At 72.5% G+C, this 18,142-nt stretch carries 15 protein-coding genes; 6 read left to right on the forward strand and 9 right to left on the reverse strand.

The window, feature by feature from the left end; all coding sequences use genetic code 11:
- The first annotated feature begins 82 nt into the window (after window positions 1–82).
- Genes ABZV34_RS15715 through ABZV34_RS15725 form a run of 3 tightly spaced genes read left to right on the forward strand, consistent with a single transcriptional unit; the run spans window position 83 to window position 3,704 of the window.
- Window positions 83–391: an SHOCT domain-containing protein gene (locus tag ABZV34_RS15715; protein WP_356275753.1), complete on the forward strand. Its 309-nt coding sequence runs from the start codon at window positions 83–85 to the stop codon at window positions 389–391.
- On the forward strand, window positions 388–1,146 hold the full coding sequence (locus ABZV34_RS15720; RefSeq protein WP_356275755.1) for an ABC transporter ATP-binding protein: 759 nt from the start codon (window positions 388–390) through the stop codon (window positions 1,144–1,146). The genes ABZV34_RS15715 and ABZV34_RS15720 overlap by 4 nt, the downstream gene beginning before the upstream one ends.
- Window positions 1,143–3,704, forward strand: coding sequence for an FtsX-like permease family protein (locus ABZV34_RS15725; protein WP_356275758.1), 2,562 nt, complete (start codon window positions 1,143–1,145; stop codon window positions 3,702–3,704). The genes ABZV34_RS15720 and ABZV34_RS15725 overlap by 4 nt, the downstream gene beginning before the upstream one ends.
- A gap of 65 nt (window positions 3,705–3,769) precedes the next feature.
- On the opposite strand, the gene ABZV34_RS15730 is transcribed toward ABZV34_RS15725, so the two are convergent.
- Window positions 3,770–4,294 (reverse strand): ATP-binding protein, encoded by a 525-nt coding sequence (locus tag ABZV34_RS15730; protein ID WP_356275761.1) that lies wholly within the window; start codon window positions 4,292–4,294, stop codon window positions 3,770–3,772.
- A 262-nt stretch (window positions 4,295–4,556) separates the two neighbouring features.
- A complete protein-coding gene (locus tag ABZV34_RS15735) occupies window positions 4,557–4,880 on the reverse strand; it encodes a hypothetical protein (RefSeq protein ID WP_168526651.1) in 324 nt (107 codons plus the stop codon).
- Between the two features lie 363 nt (window positions 4,881–5,243).
- On the opposite strand from ABZV34_RS15735, the gene ABZV34_RS15740 reads away from it, so the two are divergent.
- Window positions 5,244–6,368: a PLP-dependent cysteine synthase family protein gene (locus tag ABZV34_RS15740; RefSeq protein WP_356275764.1), complete on the forward strand. Its 1,125-nt coding sequence runs from the start codon at window positions 5,244–5,246 to the stop codon at window positions 6,366–6,368.
- A gap of 92 nt (window positions 6,369–6,460) precedes the next feature.
- On the opposite strand, the gene ABZV34_RS15745 is transcribed toward ABZV34_RS15740, so the two are convergent.
- Both ABZV34_RS15745 and ABZV34_RS15750 read right to left on the reverse strand, forming a co-directional pair.
- Window positions 6,461–6,940 (reverse strand): SRPBCC family protein, encoded by a 480-nt coding sequence (locus ABZV34_RS15745; protein ID WP_356275767.1) that lies wholly within the window; start codon window positions 6,938–6,940, stop codon window positions 6,461–6,463.
- A gap of 111 nt (window positions 6,941–7,051) precedes the next feature.
- The gene (locus ABZV34_RS15750; protein ID WP_356275770.1) at window positions 7,052–7,882 is read right to left on the reverse strand and encodes a DeoR/GlpR family DNA-binding transcription regulator; all 831 of its coding nucleotides are present in this window, start codon (window positions 7,880–7,882) and stop codon (window positions 7,052–7,054) included.
- 280 nt (window positions 7,883–8,162) lie between these two features.
- Between ABZV34_RS15750 and ABZV34_RS15755 the strand changes: the two genes are divergently transcribed.
- Complete coding sequence (locus ABZV34_RS15755) at window positions 8,163–10,562, forward strand: hypothetical protein (RefSeq protein WP_356275773.1); 2,400 nt, start codon at window positions 8,163–8,165, stop codon at window positions 10,560–10,562.
- Here the strand turns inward: ABZV34_RS15755 and ABZV34_RS15760 are convergent.
- From ABZV34_RS15760 to ABZV34_RS15775, 4 genes are all read right to left on the reverse strand, one after another.
- Window positions 10,532–12,961: a right-handed parallel beta-helix repeat-containing protein gene (locus tag ABZV34_RS15760; RefSeq protein ID WP_356275776.1), complete on the reverse strand. Its 2,430-nt coding sequence runs from the start codon at window positions 12,959–12,961 to the stop codon at window positions 10,532–10,534. The genes ABZV34_RS15755 and ABZV34_RS15760 overlap by 31 nt on opposite strands.
- A 158-nt stretch (window positions 12,962–13,119) precedes the next feature.
- On the reverse strand, window positions 13,120–13,725 hold the full coding sequence (locus ABZV34_RS15765) for a hypothetical protein (protein ID WP_356275778.1): 606 nt from the start codon (window positions 13,723–13,725) through the stop codon (window positions 13,120–13,122).
- 215 nt (window positions 13,726–13,940) lie between these two features.
- Window positions 13,941–14,768: an MOSC N-terminal beta barrel domain-containing protein gene (locus ABZV34_RS15770; protein ID WP_356275781.1), complete on the reverse strand. Its 828-nt coding sequence runs from the start codon at window positions 14,766–14,768 to the stop codon at window positions 13,941–13,943.
- A 45-nt stretch (window positions 14,769–14,813) separates the two neighbouring features.
- Window positions 14,814–15,257, reverse strand: a complete 444-nt coding sequence (locus tag ABZV34_RS15775) for a DUF6643 family protein (protein ID WP_356275784.1) — start codon at window positions 15,255–15,257, stop codon at window positions 14,814–14,816.
- Window positions 15,258–15,538: 281 nt separating this feature from the next.
- Here ABZV34_RS15775 and ABZV34_RS15780 point away from each other — a divergent pair, with 281 nt between their 5' ends.
- Window positions 15,539–16,909, forward strand: a complete 1,371-nt coding sequence (locus ABZV34_RS15780) for a TerD family protein (protein ID WP_356275787.1) — start codon at window positions 15,539–15,541, stop codon at window positions 16,907–16,909.
- Between the two features lie 4 nt (window positions 16,910–16,913).
- On the opposite strand, the gene ABZV34_RS15785 is transcribed toward ABZV34_RS15780, so the two are convergent.
- On the reverse strand, window positions 16,914–18,089 hold the full coding sequence (locus ABZV34_RS15785; protein ID WP_356275790.1) for a glycosyltransferase: 1,176 nt from the start codon (window positions 18,087–18,089) through the stop codon (window positions 16,914–16,916).
- Between the last annotated feature and the right edge of the window lie 53 nt (window positions 18,090–18,142).

An 18,142-nucleotide genomic window follows, 5' to 3' on the forward strand; every position in this document is an offset into this window, starting at 1 on the left:
GCTGGCCGTACGACGCCCCGGGAGCCCTCCGGGAGCGACTCTCGAGGCGGTACAGCGGACCCCGACGAGGAGATGACCTGAGATGCAGACCCTGGCGAACTGGGACGGCGGCCCCGGGCCGTGGATCCTCTTCCTCCCCCTGGTGTGGGCGGCCGCCGTCATCGGTGTCGTGACCGTCCTTCGCCGTACGGCCTGGCGCGGTGGCCGCGGACCGTGGCGCGCGCGGGGCGACCTCGGCCCGGCCGGGACACCTCCGGTGGCCGGCGACTCGCCGATCGCCGTGCTCGGCCGCCGCTTCGCGTCGGGCGAGATCGACGAGGACGAGTACTGGCGCCGGCTCTCCGTGCTCGACGAGCGGTTCGGGCTCACGGGCAAGGGCGGAGCGGCATGAGCACGGTGACCGCGACACGTCTGGCCGCGGGCGTCACCGACGCCGTGAAGGTGTACGGCAGCGGCGACACCGCCGTACGGGCCCTCGACGGGGTGAGCGTCGGCTTTCCTGCCGGGCGTTTCACCGCGATCATGGGGCCCTCGGGCTCCGGCAAGTCCACCCTGATGCACTGCGCGGCGGGCCTGGACACGCTCTCCGCCGGCACCGCCTTCATCGGGGACACCGAGTTGAGCACGCTCGACGACCGGCGCCTCACCCTGCTGCGCCGCGATCACGTCGGCTTCGTCTTCCAGGCGTTCAACCTGGTCCCGACGCTCACCGTCGCGGAGAACATCACGCTGCCCCTGGACCTCGCCGGGACCAAGGGATCTCCCGAGTGGATCGACGCGCTCATCGACGTCGTGGGCCTGCGCGACCGGCTCCACCACCGCCCCTCCGAACTCTCCGGCGGGCAACAGCAACGCGTCGCGGTGGCACGGGCGTTCGCCGGGCGGCCCGACATCGTCTTCGCCGACGAACCCACCGGGAACCTCGACTCCCGGGCCGGCGCCGAGGTCCTCGACCTGCTGGGCACCGCGGTCCGCCGGACGAACCGCACGGTCGTCATGGTCACCCACGACCCGGTGGCCGCGGCCCACGCCGACGAGGTCGTCTTCCTCGCGGACGGGCGCCTCGTGGACCGGCTGGAGTCCCCGACCGCCGACAAGGTGCTGGACCGCATGAAGGCCCTCGACACCAAGGGGGCACCCTCGTGAACGCCTCGCTCCGCATCAGCGTCGCCTCCCTGCGCGCCCACGGACGACGCTTCGCCGGTACGTTCGTCGCGGTGTTCCTCGGCGTCGCCTTCCTGACCGGAACGCTGGTCATGGGCGACACCCTGCGGGCCAGTTTCGACACCATGTTCGGCAACGCGGCCAAGGGCACCGACGCGGTCGTCCGCGGCGCCGACACCATCACCACGCCCGGCGAGAGCCAGGGCGTCCGGCGGCCCGTGGACATCGCCCTGGTGAGGACGGTCGAGAAGGCCCCCGGAGTGGCCGCCGCCGCGCCCGACATCGAGGGCGCGGGCCAGCTCGTCGACGCGCACGGCAGGCCCATCGGCGGCAAGGGCCCGCCCACCCTCGCGGGCAACTGGATCGAGGACCCCGGGCTCAACGCGTACCGGATCGCCGAAGGCCGCGCCCCCGCGAAGTCCGGCGAGGTCGTGGTCAACCGGGGTGCCGCGAAGAAGGGCGGCCTGCGGATCGGCGACACCACGACGCTGCGCACCCCCGACCCCGTCAGGGTGACGATCGTGGGCCTCGCGACCTTCGGCGGTGCGGACGGCATGGCGCAGGTGACCTTCACGGGCATGACACAGGCCGACGCCGAGAAGTACCTCACCGCGAAGCCCGGCGAGGCCGCGGGCATCCGGGTCCGGGCGGCCCCCGGGGTCGGCCAGGAGAAGCTCGTCGCCGGCCTGACACGGCTGCTGCCCGACGGCGTGGAGGCGATCACCGGTCAGGCGTCGGCGCAGGAGAACACCGACATGATCTCCAGTCGGTTCCTGACCGTCTTCACCACCTTCCTGCTCGTCTTCTCCGGCGTCGCCCTGCTCGTCGCGACCTTCTCCATCCACAACACCTTCGCGATCGTCGTCGCCCAACGCACCCGCGAGAACGCCCTGTTGCGCGCTCTCGGCGCCTCCCGCCGCCAGGTGAGCGTCTCGACCCTGGCGGAGGCGAGCGTCGTCGCCGTGGCCGCCTCGGCCGTCGGCCTCGGGGGCGGCATCGGCATCGCGGCCGGACTCCAGGCGCTCTTCCCGGCCATCGGATTCCCCTTCCCGTCCGGCGACCTGGTGATCGGCGGGCTGTCCCTGCTGCTGCCCCTCGCGGTCGGCGTGGTGGTCTGTCTCGGCTCCGCGCTGCTGCCCGCCGTACGCGCCGGACGCACCGCGCCCCTGGCGGCGCTGCGCGAGACGGCCGTCGACCGGTCCGGGGCTTCACGGGCACGGGCCGCCGTGGGCGCGGCGCTGGCCGTGCTCGCGGCGGGGGCCACCCTGACCGGCGTACTGGCCGGCCCCTCCCTGTGGCTCGCGGGCCTCGGTGCCGTACTGGCGCTCGCCGCCTTCGTGGTCCTCGGCCCGGTCGCGTCCTCGACGGCCGTACGCGTCATCGGCGTCCCTCTCGACCGGTTGCGGGGCGTCACGGGTTCACTCGCCCGGCGCAACGCGTTGCGCAGCCCCGTACGGACCGCGGCCACCGCGAGCGCCCTGATGGTCGGCGTCGCCGTCGTCTCGCTCTTCACGGTCTTCGGCGCCTCGTTGAAGGCCACCATGGACCGTACGGTCTCCCGGTCCTTCGCCGGGGACGTGGCCGTGAGCACCCCGTCGTTCGGCGCGGGCGGCAGCGGGCTGAGCCCGGGACTGGCCCCCGCGATCGCGCGGCAGCCCGCCGTGAAGTACGCCGTCGGACTGGGCCGTGGCGTCGCCGAGGTCGACGGGAAGGGCCGCGCCCTGACCGTCACCGATCCGGCGGTGCTCGGCAGGGTCTTCGATCTCGGGGAGGTACGCGGCTCACTCGGCGACCTGGGTGCCGACGGGATCGCCGTCACCAGGAGCGAGGCCGTCAGGCAGCACCTCACGACCGGTGACACCGCCCGGCTCACCTTCACCGACGGCAGGCAGGTGAATTTCACCGTCCGCGCGGTGTACGGGCGTTCGGAACTCGCGGGCGACTACGTCATCACCCGCGCCGCGTGGGCTCCGCACCGCACCCAGGACGCCGACACGCTCGTCGCCGTCACCTTCCGGGACGGGGTGAGCGCGACCGACGGCAAGGCCGCGGTGAAGCGGGTGGCCGCCCGCTACGGCGACCCCGAGGTGCAGACCCGCGACGAGTACGCACAGTCCTCGGCCGGCGGCGTCGACATGATGCTGACCCTGGTCTACGCGCTGCTCGCGCTCGCGGTGCTCATCGCCCTGCTCGGTATCGCGAACACCCTGACCCTCGCGATCCATGAACGCACCCGTGAACTCGGTCTGTTGCGGGCGGTCGGACAGACCCGCGCGCAACTGCGCGCCATGGTCCGCTGGGAGTCGGTCCTCGTCGCCGCCTTCGGCACGGCGGGCGGTCTCGCCCTCGGTGCCTTCCTCGGCTGGGTCCTGGTGAAAGCCTCCGACGGCGCGTCGGACAGCGCCTTCGCCTTCGCGGTCCCGCCCGCGCGACTCGTCGTGGTGGCGCTGGTGGGCCTCGCGGCCGGAGCCCTCGCGGGCCTGCGTCCGGCACGACGGGCGGCACGCCTGGACGTGCTGCGGGCCATCGGCACGGAGTGAGCCGCCGGGGGCCGTGCCGCCCCCCGCTCCAGCCCGTGGCGCAGGAGGAGAGGGTCACCGCCCGGTCAGCCGGCAACGGCCGACCGGGCGGGAGCGTGTTCGGTCCTGCGCCCGTCCAGCGGGTCGACGGCGCGCCGGAGGGTGGGCTCGCGGAGCGTGTCGTACGGCGCGAGGACGGGCGCCGCCACCGCGGGCGAGGGCGCGGGAAGGGTGAACCACACGACCTTGCCCGACTCCCCGTCCGGTCGTACGCCCCAGCTCTCGCTGACGGCGGCGACCATCGCCAAACCCCGCCCGCCGGTGGCGGTGGGTCCGGCGTCCCGCAGCTCGGGCAGGCGGGGGTCGTGGTCGTGCACCGAGACCGTGAGCCGGTCGAGCAGCAGCTCGATCTCCACGGTGCACACCTTGTCCGGCTGGGCGTGCAGATGAACGTTGGTCAGCAGTTCGGTCACGCCGAGCGCGGCCCGGTCGATCAAAGGGTCCAGATGCCAGTAGCGCAATTGCGCAGAAACGATTCTGCGGACCTGGCCGATCCGCGACGGCAGGGCTTGGAGCTCCACCGTGCAATGCCTGTTCGGCTGGCTGATCACGGCTGCGACTCCCCGAATTGAGGTCCGGAAGAAGGCGGAGATCGAATCCAGCAGAGTGGCTGAGTGGGGCAGCCGCCTGCTGTGGTGACCGGCGGCTGGTTCGCAGCGTTATCGCCGGTAAACCCAGAGTGATGTGAGAACAGCGTGACTCAGAGGGTGCCGTCCCGCAACTCGCCGCACTGTCGGCGGACACGGCCCGCGCTCCGGGCCGTCGCGGGGCCGGAGCGAAGGGGCTCCCGCCGCGGCCGTCACGGCCACCACGTCAGCCGCTGCTCCCCGCCGCCCTGCGTACCGCCTCGATGAACCGGCGCGCCGACGGCGGACCCGGTTTTCCCGGCGCGGGATCGTGCTCGCCGAGCGTGAGCGAGTAGCGCGTGCCGTTGACGTCCGCCAACGCCCGGTCCTCGGGCGCGAACCAGGGCCGTGAGGCCCGCACCGCCTGCACCGGGGCACTGTCGATCTCACTGCCGTAGCTCGTGAGCAGCTCCAGCCTGCCGTCGCTGATCCGGACCTGTCCGGCCCGGGTGAGCGAGCGCAGCCTCTTCCCGATCCGCACGCCCGTGGCCGTGAACTCCGGCTCCGCCATGATGCCCCGCCCCCTTGTGCGCCTCGGCTGTGCCCTGTCCCGGATCCCGCGCGGGCGGCGGTCCGGTGTGCGCACCCGGCGCGGGAGTGTCGCCCCGTGCGGTGCGGTCGGACGCGGGCAGCGTCCCGTGCGGTGCAGTCTGCCCGCAGGCAGCGGCGAGCACCAGTGCGCACGACGAGGTGACAGCGGGGACGGGAGCACTCGGCCGGGTGCGCCCCCATCGCTTCGGACATCCTGCCCCAGGGGTGCCTTTGAGTCGCTCAAAGACGTGTTTATGCAGGTGAGAAGCGTGCGCAAGGTGTTTATGATCGGGGCGTCCGACCATCTGATCCGGCGTCGGCGCGATGTGTAAGGAGCCCCGCCGTGAGCAGCCCCCAGCAGATCCGGACCGGCGAAACCCTCGACGTCGACCACAGCGACGCGCGGTACCGGACCTGGCTCAAAGAGGCCGTCCGCAAGGTGCACGCCGACGCGAACCGCTCGGCGGACACGCACCTGCTGCGCTTCCCGCTGCCCGAGGCGTGGGGCATCGACCTGTATCTGAAGGACGAGTCGACCCACATCACCGGGAGCCTCAAGCACCGGCTCGCCCGGTCACTGTTCCTCTACGGCCTGTGCAACGGCTGGATCCGTCCCGGCCGTCCCGTGATCGAGGCGTCCAGTGGTTCGACGGCGGTCTCCGAGGCCTACTTCGCGAAGCTGATCGGAGTGCCCTTCATCGCCGTGATGCCACGCACCACGAGCGCCGAGAAGTGCCGCCTGATCGAGTTCCACGGCGGTCAGTGCCACTTCGTCGACGATTCCCGCAGGATGTACGAGGAATCCGCCGCCCTCGCGGTCGAGACCGGCGGCCACTACATGGACCAGTTCACCTACGCGGAACGCGCCACGGACTGGCGCGGGAACAACAACATCGCCGAATCCATCTTCCGGCAGCTGGAGTTGGAACGTTTCCCGGAGCCCGCGTGGATCGTCGCCACGGCCGGCACCGGCGGCACCTCGGCGACCCTCGCGCGGTACGTGCACTACATGCAGTACGACACCCGCATCTGCGTCGCCGACCCGGAGAACTCGTGCTTCTTCGAGGGCTGGACCACCGGCGATCCGGACGTCACCTGCGACTGCGGCTCGCGGATCGAGGGCATCGGCAGACCCCGGATGGAACCGAGTTTCGTACCCGGCGCCATCGACCGGATGATGAAGGTGCCCGACGCGGCGACCGTGGCGGCCGTGCGGGCACTGGAACAGGCCATCGGCCGCAAGGCGGGGGGTTCGACCGGCACCGGACTCTGGAGCGCGCTGAAGATCGTCGCCGAGATGGTGACCGAGGGACGCAACGGCAGCGTCGTGACCCTGCTGTGCGACCCGGGGGACCGGTATCTGGACAAGTACTACTCGGACACGTGGCTGGCCGACCAGGGACTGGACATCGCGCCCTACACGGCCGCCATCGCGTCACTCCTGAGGACGGGCGTCTGGCCCGACTGAACCCGCATCGCGCAGGCGCGCCGGGCCGTACTGTCGCGCAGGGCATACCGTCGCGCGGCAGGCGGCAGAAACAGGCGACGTCCGCGCCGGTCCTATGCGGGTGCCGCCCCCAGCCGTCGGTCCAGCGCCGTGACCGCGTCCCGGAAGGCCAGGCCGAGACCCGCCCGGCCCACCTTCAGGGCCACCCGGAAGGGAGCCGTCCCGTCGGCGGCGAACGTCCACTGGACCCGCGTGCCTCTCCCGGCCGGAGTCAGCCGCCACTCCTCGACCAGGGCACGGGCGCCGGGCGCGTTCGTGACGTCCACCCGGTACGCGTACACCTCGGGGGCGCTGGACACGAGCACGGTCTCCTGGAAGCGGGTGCCGCCACGGAGCCGGACCTCGCGCCCGGCGCCGTCCCCGCTGGGCCGGGCGAGCGTCACGGCCGAGAACCACTCGCTCCAGCCGGACACGTCGTCGGCCAGAGCCCGGAAGACGGCCTCCGGAGGAGCGGTCATCTCGCGGGCGAACACAAGACGCAGAGGAGCGGTCCCGGCGAATTCGGGACCCACCGGGCGCAGACGGCGTGCCATGGACGAAACCCCCCTGACGGGAACGGAGTCCCGGGCGCGGGCGGACGGGGACCTGGGCGCACCCGTACCGCCGGCCGCCGCACGAGCAGCGTCACCCTAGCTGGCGGCCCGTCAGATGTCTGTACCGTGCGCCGGCTCACCGGCCACCACGAGGTGTGTCGGGTGTTCGGCGATCTCCGCGCGTGCCTCGGCCGACAGCCCGGCGTCCGTCACCAGCGTGTCGACCTGCTCCAGCGCGGCGAACGAACTCAGCCCCACCGTGCCCCACTTGGTGTGGTCGGCCACCACCACGACACGCCGTGCGGACTGCACCAGCCGCCGGTTGGTCTCCGCCTCCGCCAAGTTCGGTGTGGACAGGCCCGCCTCCACGGATATCCCGTGCACCCCCAGGAACAGCACGTCGAAGTGGAGCGCGGCGATGGCCTGGTCGGCCACCGGGCCGACGAGCGAGTCGGAAGGCGTGCGCACCCCGCCGGTCAGGACGACCGTGGCCGCGCCCTGCCGCTGACCGGAGAGGCGCTGCGCGGCATGGAACACGTCGGCCACCCGCACCGAGTTGGTGACCACGGTGAGGTCCGGCACCTCCAGGAGCCGATGGGCCAGCGCGTACGTCGTCGTACCGCCCGAGAGCGCGATCGCGGTGCCCGGCGCGACCAACTCTGCGGCGGCCCGCGCGATGTCCTCCTTGGCGGTCAGCTCCAGCCCCGACTTCGCCTCGAAACCCGGCTCGTGCGTACTCGCCTCGGCCACCGGCACCGCACCGCCGTGCACCTTCTCCACCACGCCCTGGCGCGCGAGAGCGTCGAGATCGCGGCGGACCGTCATGTCGGACACCCTGAGCTTGCGCGTCAGTTCGTTCACCCTGACGCCGCCCCGGCGCCGCACCTCGTCGAGGATCAGGGCGCGACGCTGCTCCGCGAGGAGGTTCTGATTCTCACTCACGTCCGCTCCGGTCCTTTCGTCCGACCTGCCCGACACTCCGTCCGAACCCACTCCCACGTGGCCATTCTCCTTCTCCGAGGCCTGCAGGACGATCCATCCTCGCACGGGGCACCGACAGCCGCGCCACTCCCTGTAAGGTCACCGTTCCTCTCCCTTCGCGGTGCTGTCACACATATCGGGGAGATTCGATGACCATCGGTGCGGGCGCGGCCCCCGGTCGGGATCCTTGTGCCTGCCCATGACACAGGTGACGGACACGGCTCGGGGGAAGTACAGAACTGTGGAGCGCGCACGGGAACAGACCTCGGCGGGAGAGCTCACCGGCCCCGCACAACGGCCCGAAGCGGCCGACACCGCCCTCGAACTCCTGGTCCACGGAGTCGGCGGCACCACACCCGAGGAGATGCTGGACGACCCCCGCACGGTGCGGGTCAGCGGCGACGAGGTCGCGGCCGTCCACCGTCGCCGCGACGACGCCGACGCGGAGCGGCGCCCCGACGACTACCGCGGCAGGCCGGTCCCCGAGGCCTATGTGTGGTGCAACCTCACCTCCGGCAACGGCACCCGTGCCCTGTGGCTGTTGCTGCTGCCCTTCATGGTCGTCAACCTCGCGCACTGGATGCGTCCCGCCGGCCGCGGCCGGCGCGGCGCGGTCCGGCTGTACGGTCTGCTCGTCCGGCTGACCGGGCTCACCCTGACCGTGCTGCTGGTCGCCGCCGCCTGCGAGGTCGCCCTCGACCTGGCCGCCTGGCAGTGCGCGGGCACGCGCGCGTGCGCCGAGGAACACTCCTGGCTGGCCTTCCTCTCCCCGGACCTGTCCCACAACGGCTGGTGGAGCCGGCCCGGCCGCCGCCTCGCCCTGGCCTGCCTGGTGCCCACGGCCCTGACCTGCCTGCTGTGGTACCTGTCCCACCGCACCTGGAGCGCGTACGAGTCCCAGCAGCCGGTGTCCCGCGCGGTCGAACCCGAGGAGGAGAGCGACCTCACCGCGCTCGCCCGCCCCGGCTTCTGGTACGGGCGCCGCCTGGTGGCCCGGCTGCGTGCCGCGCACACCGCCGCGGGTCTGCTGACGGTCTGCGCGGCGGTCGGCGGCCCCGCGGCCCGCTTCGACGGCGAGGCCGGAGGGCCCGTCCCGCTCGGTTTCCTGGGCCAGTGGCTGTACACGGCGCTCGCCGTCGGCGCGTGCGTCGTGCTGTGGGTGGTCTGCCGCCGCGGCCGCAGCGAGCACCGGCTCGACCGGGAACTGGACGCGACACTGGTGCGGGCGCTGCCCGTGGGCGCGAGCGTCCTGCTCGCCCTCACCCTCCTGTACGCCGGCTGGTCGCGGCCCGGCTGGCAGTCGACGGGCCGGCTCCCCGGCGACGCGGTCTTCGGCGGCCTCGCCCTCGCCCAGGGCCTGCTCGTCATCGCGCTCGGTGTGGTGGCCCGCGTCCTGCACCGGGCCCGCCCGCAGGGCGTCGGCTCCGCGCGAGCAGGGGACAGCTCCGTCGACACGCGCACGGCGATGCGCGGTCTGGCCGGACCCGCCGTGGCGATGCTGGCCTGCGCGCTGGGCGGTGTGATGTCCGGCGGAGTCGCCCAACGCGTCGCCGACTGGCTGGACGGCACCCAGGGATCGCTGCCCGGTCCGCCCGTCCTGCTGACCTGGCAGGCGTCCGTGATCCCGCCGGCGCTGCTCGTGCTCCTCGCACTCTGCGGCCGACTTGCCCTGCGCACCTGGCGTCTGCGCGCCCGCGAGACGCGCGCGGTGGAACGCGACTACCGGGGAGAGCCCAAGGACAGCGCCCGCACCCGCCGCATCGCCGGCACCCGCGCCGTGGCCGCCCTCACCGACCAGGCACCCCTTGTCGTCGGGGTCACCTCCCTCGTGACCCTGCTCCTGGCCTCCGGAGCCCTGGTGGGCGCACTCACGACCGGCGACACGCCGACCCGGGCGGCGCGCGACTCGTACGCCTTCGTGCACGGCGCCGCCGAAGCCGCGCAGTCCCTCGGATCCTGGCTGATCGGCCTCGGCTTCATACTGCTCGTCACCTCTGGCCGACGTGCTTACAAGGACCCCGCCGCCCGCCGCACCATCGGCATCCTCTGGGACGTCGGCACCTTCTGGCCGCGCGCCGCCCACCCCTTCGCGCCGCCCTGCTACGCCGAGCGCGCCGTGCCCGACCTGACCTGGCGCATGGTCACCTGGACCCGCGCCACCGGCGGACGCCTCGTGCTGTCCGGGCACTCCCAGGGCAGCGTGCTGGCGGCCGCCGCGGCCTGGCAGCTGAAGCCCTCGGTCCGCGGCCGGGTCGCCCTGCTCACCTACGGCTCACCGCTGGAACGCCTCTACGGCCGCTGGTTCCCCGCCCACTTCGGGCCGGCGGCCCTCGCCTCGCTGCACCGCGACGTCGACTGCTGGCGCAATCTGTACCGGCTCACCGACCCCATCGGCGGTCCCGTACGCCTGCCCGGGGACTGTGGCCCCCAGGTCGACCGCGCGCCCCTGGAGGACCCGCTCGTCTACGGACGCACCCTGGAGCACCCTTTGCCCGCACCGATTCTCGGACACTCCGACTACCAGTCGGATCCGGCCTTCGCAAAGGAGCGGGAACGCCTGCTGGCGCGGTTGCGGCACGAGGTGCCGGGCCCGCGTCCCGACGGTGACGCTCAGGGCAGCTCGGGAAGATCGTCCGAGTAGAGCAGGGTCAGGTCGTCCGTGCTCGGTTCGTCGAGCTGGGCGACCCGGCCCGCGTGCCGTTCGACCATCGCCTCGAAGGTCTGCCGTGCGGTGCGGCCGTTGCCGAAAGCGGGTCCCTTGGGGATGGCCGTGAAGTAGGTGAGCAGTGCCTCGGACGCGCCGGGCCCGAGGCTGTACTCGTGCTCCTCGGCCTGCTGTCCCACGATCCGCAGAAGTTCCTCGGGGAGGTAGTCGCTGAAGGTGATGGTCCGCGAGAAGCGGGACGCCACACCGGGGTTGACCGTGAGGAAGCGCTCCATCTCGGCCGTGTAGCCCGCGACGATCACGACGACCGCGTCCCGGTGGTCCTCCATCAGCTTGACGAGCGTGTCGATGGCCTCGCGGCCGAAGTCGCGCCCCGAGTCCTCCGGCGACAGCGCGTACGCCTCGTCGATGAAGAGCACACCGCCGCGCGCGCGGTCGAAGGCCTCCTGGGTGCGGATCGCCGTGGAGCCGATGTGCTCGCCGACCAGGTCGACGCGGGACACCTCGACCAGATGTCCCTTCTCCAGGACACCGAGCGAGGCGAGGATCTCGCCGTACAGCCGGGCGACGGTCGTCTTGCCGGTGCCGGGAGAGCCCGTGAAGACCAGATGGCGCCGTGCCGAGGCCGCCTTGAGGCCCGCCTTCTGACGCCGGCGGCCCACCTCGATCATGTCGGTGAGGGCCCGCACCTCGCGCTTGACGCTCTCCAGGCCCACCAGCGCGTCGAGTTCGCCGAGGACGGCCTTGGAGGAGCGGGCGGGTTCCTCGGGCTGCGGGGACCCGGCGGGCGACTCCTGCTCGGTGGTGCGCTGGCCCGGGATCGCGCCCAGCAGTCCGGCGGACGGACCGGACGTCTGTACGGCCGTCTCGGGGGCCGGGGACCGCGCTCCGGCGCTCTCGTCGCTCGTGCAGTCCTCGACGACCGGTCCGCCACCCGCAGTGTGCCCGCCGTCGGCGAACTCGTAGCCCCCGCGCGCGCACCGCTCCGTACGGCACTTCTTCAGCGTCGCCCGGCAGCCGTCGATGACATGGAAGCCGTAGCCCCCGCTGCCCGTCACCCGGCATTGGTGGAAGCTGCCGCGCCCGCCGGCCGACACGTAGAAGCCCGCCTCCGCGGGGGAGTCGACCGTGCAGCGCTCGATGGTGGGGTCGGCGCCCTTGGTGACGATGACGCCGGTCTGGGTGCCGTCGACGGTGCAGCCGGACAGTGTTCCGCCGCTTCCGTGGTCGCGGAACCAGGCGCCCGTCGCGGCGTCCCGGATGCGGCAGTCGTCGAGTTGCGCGGTGGCGCCGTCGCTCACCGAGACGGCCGTGTTGCGTACTTGGGAGAGGTCGCTGTCGACGACGTCCACGCGCGAACCGCGGTCGAGGACGAACAGGGCGTCCGGCACGTCGTGCACCCGGCACGACTCCAGCACGGCGGTGGCGCCGTCGCTGACCCAGACCGCCGGGTAGTCGCCCGTACTGTCGAAGATCTCGCACTGGTTGGCGTCCACACGGGTGCCCGGGTCCCACACGGACAGGCCGTTGCGCCCGAACTTGCGGACGGTGGTGCGGGTGAGGGTGAGGACCGAACGGGAGCGCAGATCGACCGCGTTCTCCGGGATGTCGTGGATACGGCAGTCGGCGAGCGTGAGCACCGCGTCCGTGTCCAGCGTGACGCCGTCCGAGGTCGTGCGGTGCACATCGCAGTCGGTGAGGTGGGCGGCGGCCCGCCCGGTGACCTGCACTCCGGAGCCCTTGACCTCGTAGACCTCGCAACCGACCGCCTCCAGCGAGGAGTTCTCGCCGGTCGCCGACAGGCCCGCGCCGGAGGTGTGGTGCACCCGGCAGCGCTCCAGGCGGGGGCGGCCGCCCCCGCGGACCGCGATGCCCGACTGTCCGGCCGCGACGACCTCGCACTCCTCGAACACCCCGCCGCCGCCGTCGAGTACGGCGATGCCGACGCCGGCCGGGTTGTCGACCGTGCAGCGGCGCACGGTCGGACGTGCGCCGCCGCGTACCTCGATGCCGGCCGAGGACCGGGTGACGATCCGCATGTCCAACAGTTCCGGGGTGCCCTCCTCGACGAGCAGCGCGGGCGCGGCCGAGTCCTGGCCCTCCACATGCAGGTCCTGGACGACGGCGGAGGCACGGACGGTCAACGGCACGCCGTCCACGGGCGCGATGCGCACGGAGCCGGGCGAGCCCTCGGGACCGCGCAGTGTCACCGCGCGCTGAACGACGAGGTTCTCCCGGTACGTACCGGGGGCGACGGTGAGTACGTCGCCGTCGGCGGCCGCTTCCAGGGCCGCGGCCAGTGATGCGTACTCTCCCGTGCGGCGCCGCCACCGCGAGGTGCCGGTGTGCGTCACCTGGACCGTGCCCTGTGCCATGGCGCTGTGCTGCCCCCACCTCGTCGTACGCGGGTCCTGCGAGGCCGTGCTGAAACGCCGTCGCGATCAAGAACAGCTTCTCACGACGGTGCCGAACAGTCCGGCCGTCCCACCGTAGCGTGCGCGGGGACGGTGGGTTGACCGGAGCGGGAAGGCGGTCAGCTGCCGGTGCCCGTCCTGCCCCAGTCCGGGCCCGCCCGGTCCCATGCCTGATCCCAACGGGCGTACCGGCCAAGGACCATGCGCCAGACGATCAGACGCCGTGCGGCCTCCAGCAGCACCGCCGTCATGAGCGCCGCGGCGACACCCGCCAGCACCGCGTGCGTCGTCGCGGTGGCCGGGTCCAGGGGGCGGCCGACCAGCCGGCCGTGCCGGTCGGTCCAGAGCGGGAAGCGGTCGCCCCGGCGCGGGGACCTGACCATCGTGATCACCTCGCCTCGGTGCGCGGAGCCGTCGGGGGCGGTCCAGGCCGCGAGGACACGGCCGCGCGGATCCTGTGCCGACGAGGCCTCGGGGTCGGGCTCCAGCGGGGTGCGCGTCACTTTCCTGACCACGGTGGCCACCACCTCGTGCCGGGCCCTGTGCTGGTCCCGGACGGACTGCTGGAGGGCGTGCTCGGCGGCGGCTCCGGCGGCCACGCCGGTCAGGGGAGCGACGACGGTGATCAGCAGGAGAGTCAGCAGCGTCAGCCAGGCCTCGGCCAGATCGGTCCTGCGGCGCAGCGGATTGCGCCGCCAGCGCCAGAGCCCGCCGATCGCGCGCATCACCGCGCACCCCCTTCCGCCCTCCGTGTCCGTGATGACCCCCGGCGGAGCCGTTCACCCGTGGACCGGGTAAGGAGAGAGTGGGATCACCCCTACCGCGGTCCTCTCATGAACTTCTCACACAGCCTCAACGACTGTGCCCGGGGCCGGGGTTCCCGCGAGCGGGGTTCGGGCGCAACAGGATCGGAAGGGTGACCGGAAACCGGTCGCGCGGGTCAGGAGACGACCGTGACCGGATCGCCGACGCGCACGATGCCGGTGGACTCCGGCACCAGGTTCTGTCCGAAGACCAGCCGGGACCCGAAGCGGCGATGACGCCCGAGTGTGCGCAGGGGTTCCCTGCCGCGCTCCGCGGTGTCCTGGTCGGTGGTGGTCACGACGCAGCGGCCGCACGTCCTGGCGACCCGGAAGACGACCTCACCGATGGTGACGCGGGTCCAGTCGTCCTCGGCCCAGGCCGGGGTACCGGACACCACCACGTTCGGCCGGAAGCGGTTCATCGGAAGCGGGCCCTCGGGGGAACGGTCACCCTGGGCGATCAAGGAGTTGAGCGCGTCCAGCGAGGCGAGGGTGGTGAGCAGCAGCGGATAGCCGTCCGCGAAGCTGACGGTCTCGCCCGGACGTCCGTACTCCGGGTCCAGGGGTCTGCGGGTGGCGGGGTCGTCCATGTGGACGAGCCATGTCTCGGACCCCAGGTATTCGCTGCACCAGACATGCGCGGCGGTGCCGGCGAGGACCGCCTCCACCTTGTCGCCGAAGAGGTCCAGCGTGGTCCTGTCCGCGGCCGTCTGCTCCGGCACCGGGACGCTGAGTGACGCACGGCCGGGAGCGGACAGCCGAACGCCGCCGGGCACCAGCTCGGCGGCGGCCAGTGCCAGACGTGGTTGCTGGCGCTGGGTGACGACCTTTCCCCCGTCGTCGATCAGTGCCCAGCGCCGGTCCCCGGCCAGTCCCCAGCGCTCCACCACGGCGTCCCGTGGTGACTGACCACGGAACGCCTTGACCGGATGGACGTGGATCGAGTGCAGCTCCGCGTTCCCCATGACGCCATCGTGCCAGTAGGCGCCGACAATCCCGTCCTCAAGGCCTCAGTAGCCGCGGTACTGCTGATTGTTGTACGGGTCCTGGTACGGAGCCGGGGCGGGGCGGGGAGCGGCGGGGCGCATCGCCTCGTAGCCGGTGCCGGTCGCCATCGGGCGCTGCGGCTGCTGCTGGGGGCCCGGGTAGCCGCGCGGGGCGCCGGCCTGCTGCGGGATGTAGGGAGCGGGGGCCTGGTGCAGCGGGGACGGCTGCTGGGCCTGCGGGTAGCCGCCGTAGGCGGGGACCTGGTGCGAGGGTCCGGCGGGCAGGGCCGGGAGTGCCGACGGGAGCGCGGGCAGGTAGCTGCTGCTCGTGTCGTAGGCGGCGGGAACCCGGATCGGGGCGATCTGCGGGGTGCCCCGCTCGGCGACGAGCGAGTCGTAGATCGGGGTGTCCGGGAAGGACGGCGCGGAGTAGTAACCGCCGCCATAGGTGGAGCGGGGGGAGGTCATGGGACATAAGTTAAGCCCACGATGTGCTGGTTGGGGAGACCGATAAGAGGGTTGTTTTCCGTGTCGGCGGCACCTCGGGATCCCCAATGCGAGCGAACTCGGCAAAAAAGGGCGCCAAACCGGGTTCAGATCGTGTAAAGGCCCGGTTCCCAAGGGGTTACCGGGGGTTGACCATGGGTCTTCCCTGGCAGTCCGGGCGCTTCCCGGCTCCGGGGGAATAGGTTGGTCGGCAACGGGCCGGAGAGGCGGCCCGGGGGCACGGCCTGGCGCGGTGACACGTGATGGGGGCGGACATGACCATGTCTAAAGGATCAAATGTTCCGGTGCCGACGAGTGCGCTGCGCGTCGAAATGGGCTGGAGTTCGGGCCCCGGGGTGCCCGACGTGGATGCGTCGGCGCTGTTGCTGGTGTCCGGGAAGGTGCGTTCCGACAGAGACTTCGTTTTCTACAACCAGCCGGCACACTCCTCCGGCGCCGTGCGGCACGAGGGCAAGCGTGACGAGGGCGGTCAGGTGACCGACACGCTTCTCGTCGACGTCGCGCGCGTGGAGCCCGCCATCGAGACCGTGGTGCTGGCCGCCTCCGCCGACGGCGGCACCTTCGGGCAGGTGCCAGGCCTGTACGTCCGGGTGCTCGACGCGGGCCGGGGCACGGAGGTCGCCCGCTTCGACAGCAGGGACGCGACGGTCGAGACGGCATTCGTGCTGGGGGAGTTCTACCGGCGCCAGGGCGCCTGGAAGTTCCGCGCCGTCGGGCAGGGGTACGGCACCGGTCTGGAGGGCCTGGCCACGGACTACGGGATCACGGTGGACGAGCCGCAGCACACGGCACCGCCCGCCGCGACGCCTCCCGCCCCGCTGCCCTCTTCCCCCCGGCCCGCTGTTCCGCTGCCCGCCGCCTCCCCACCGCCCGAGCCCGGCACGCGCGTGGCCGGTCCGCCCCCGCCGGTCGCCCCGCCCGCCACCCTGACGCCCTCCACGCAGCCTCCGCCGCCCGCCCCGCCCCAGGCCCCGGTGCGTCTGTCCAAGGTCACCCTCACCAAAGAGGCCCCCTCGGTGTCACTGGCCAAACAGGGCGGAACCTCCGGTTCCGTGCGGGTGAACCTCAACTGGCAGATACGCAAACAGTTCTCGGGGTGGGGCAGTAAACGGGGCCGGGCTGTCGCGATGCACGCGGACCTCGACCTCGACCTGTGCGCCCTGTACGAACTGTCCGACGGCCGCAAGGGAGTCGTCCAGGCGCTCGGCAACGCCTTCGGAGCGCTCCACCAGCCGCCGTACATCCATCTCGACGGCGACGACCGCACCGGTGCCGTCGAGAGCGGCGAGAACCTCACCATCAACCTCGACCACCGCCGGAGCTTCCGGCGCATCCTCATCTTCGTGACCATCTACGAAGGGGCACGCTCCTTCGCCGACCTGCACGCCACCGTCACCCTCCAGCCGACGAACGGCGCAGCGGTCGACTTCTCGCTCGACGAGTGCACCGTGCCCTCGACCGTCTGCGCCCTCGCTCTGATCACCAACAGCGGCGGCGACCTGATCGTCCAGCGCGAGGCCCGCTACCTCGTGCCCGAACGCGGCGTGAGCCCGCAGCGCACCGTCGACCACGTCTACGGGTGGGGCATGAACTGGACGCCCGGCAGGAAGTGAGCGGTCAGCGCTCGTCGAGCGCGGTGTCGGGCCGGGCGTAGGTGCGGCCCTTCCAGGCCGCGCCGCGCCCCCTGTAGTGCTGCACCGCGGAATCGACCGTCATGAGGAGGTACAGGAACGCGGTGACCGGCAGCAGCGGAGCGAGCCACCAGGGCTGCCGGTAGTAGCGCACCATCGGCAGATACGTCGCCGTCATCAGCAGCCACGCGAGCCCTCCGGCCGCCGCGGCACCGGTACTCCCCACGACCAGGCCGGTGGCGAACGCGAGCGGGGGCACCAGGTAGACGGCGGCGAGGCCGAGGACCGTGCCCAGGAGCAGCAACGGGTTGTGCCGCAGCTGGGCGTACGCGCTGCGCGAGACCATGCGCCACAGGTCGTGCAGCCGCGGGTAGGGGCGCACACTGTCCACCCGCTCGGCGAGTCCCAGCCAGATGTGACCGCCGGCTCCCTTGACGGCCCGAGCGAGCGCCACGTCGTCGATGACGGCGTGCCGGATGGCGTCCGGAATCCGTGCCCGCTCGGCGGCGTCGGCGCGCAGCAGCACACAGCCACCGGCCGCGGCCGCGGTGCGTGAACCCCGCACCGCGATCCACCGGAAGGGATACAGCTGGGCGAAGAAGTAGACGAACGCGGGCACGACGAGCCGCTCCCACACGCTCTCCGCTCTCAGTCGCGCCATCTGGGAGACGAGGTCGAAACCGCCGGTGTGCGCCGAGGCCACCAGCGTCCGCAGGCTGTCGGGCGCATGGGCGATGTCCGCGTCCGTCAGCAGCAGGTACACGGGCTCGCGCGTGCGGGCCAGGGCGATGCCGTGCCGTACGGCCCAGAGCTTGCCGGTCCAGCCCGCGGGCGGCTCCCCGGGCGAGTCGACGGTGAGCGGGAGCCCGCCGTGCGCGCGAGCCAGTTCACGGGCCAGCTCCCCGGTGCCGTCCGAGCTGCCGTCGTCGACGAGGAAGACCTCGGCCCGTCCCGGATAGTCCTGCGCGAGGAGGGTCGGCAGGCTCGCGTGCAGGACGCCGGCCTCGTCGCGTGCGGGGACGACGACACAGACGGACGGCCAGTCGTCCGGCTCACGGCGCGGTGGCAACCGCAGATCCGTACGCCAGAAGAAGCCCTGGCCGAGCAGCAGCCACAGCCAGGCGGCCAGTGATCCCACGGCGGTCCACGCGACGGCACTCACGCGCGGCAGTCTGCCCCACCCCGGGTGCCCGTAGAGGCGGATCGTCTATGGTG

The organism is Streptomyces sp. NPDC005195 (genome assembly GCF_040608315.1).
Taxonomy (GTDB): domain Bacteria; phylum Actinomycetota; class Actinomycetes; order Streptomycetales; family Streptomycetaceae; genus Streptomyces; species Streptomyces kaempferi.

Bases quoted from the DNA above. Each gene is read 5' to 3' on its own strand.
- ABZV34_RS15715 (WP_356275753.1), top strand. From the start codon at position 83: ATGCAGACCCTGGCGAACTGGGACGGCGGCCCCGGGCCGTGGATCCTC.
- ABZV34_RS15720 (WP_356275755.1), top strand. From the start codon at position 388: ATGAGCACGGTGACCGCGACACGTCTGGCCGCGGGCGTCACCGACGCC.
- ABZV34_RS15735 (WP_168526651.1), bottom strand. From the start codon at position 4,880: ATGGCGGAGCCGGAGTTCACGGCCACGGGCGTGCGGATCGGGAAGAGG.
- ABZV34_RS15745 (WP_356275767.1), bottom strand. From the start codon at position 6,940: ATGGCACGCCGTCTGCGCCCGGTGGGTCCCGAATTCGCCGGGACCGCT.
- ABZV34_RS15760 (WP_356275776.1), bottom strand. From the start codon at position 12,961: ATGGCACAGGGCACGGTCCAGGTGACGCACACCGGCACCTCGCGGTGG.
- ABZV34_RS15765 (WP_356275778.1), bottom strand. From the start codon at position 13,725: ATGCGCGCGATCGGCGGGCTCTGGCGCTGGCGGCGCAATCCGCTGCGC.
- ABZV34_RS15770 (WP_356275781.1), bottom strand. From the start codon at position 14,768: ATGGGGAACGCGGAGCTGCACTCGATCCACGTCCATCCGGTCAAGGCG.
- ABZV34_RS15775 (WP_356275784.1), bottom strand. From the start codon at position 15,257: ATGACCTCCCCCCGCTCCACCTATGGCGGCGGTTACTACTCCGCGCCG.
- ABZV34_RS15780 (WP_356275787.1), top strand. From the start codon at position 15,539: ATGGGGGCGGACATGACCATGTCTAAAGGATCAAATGTTCCGGTGCCG.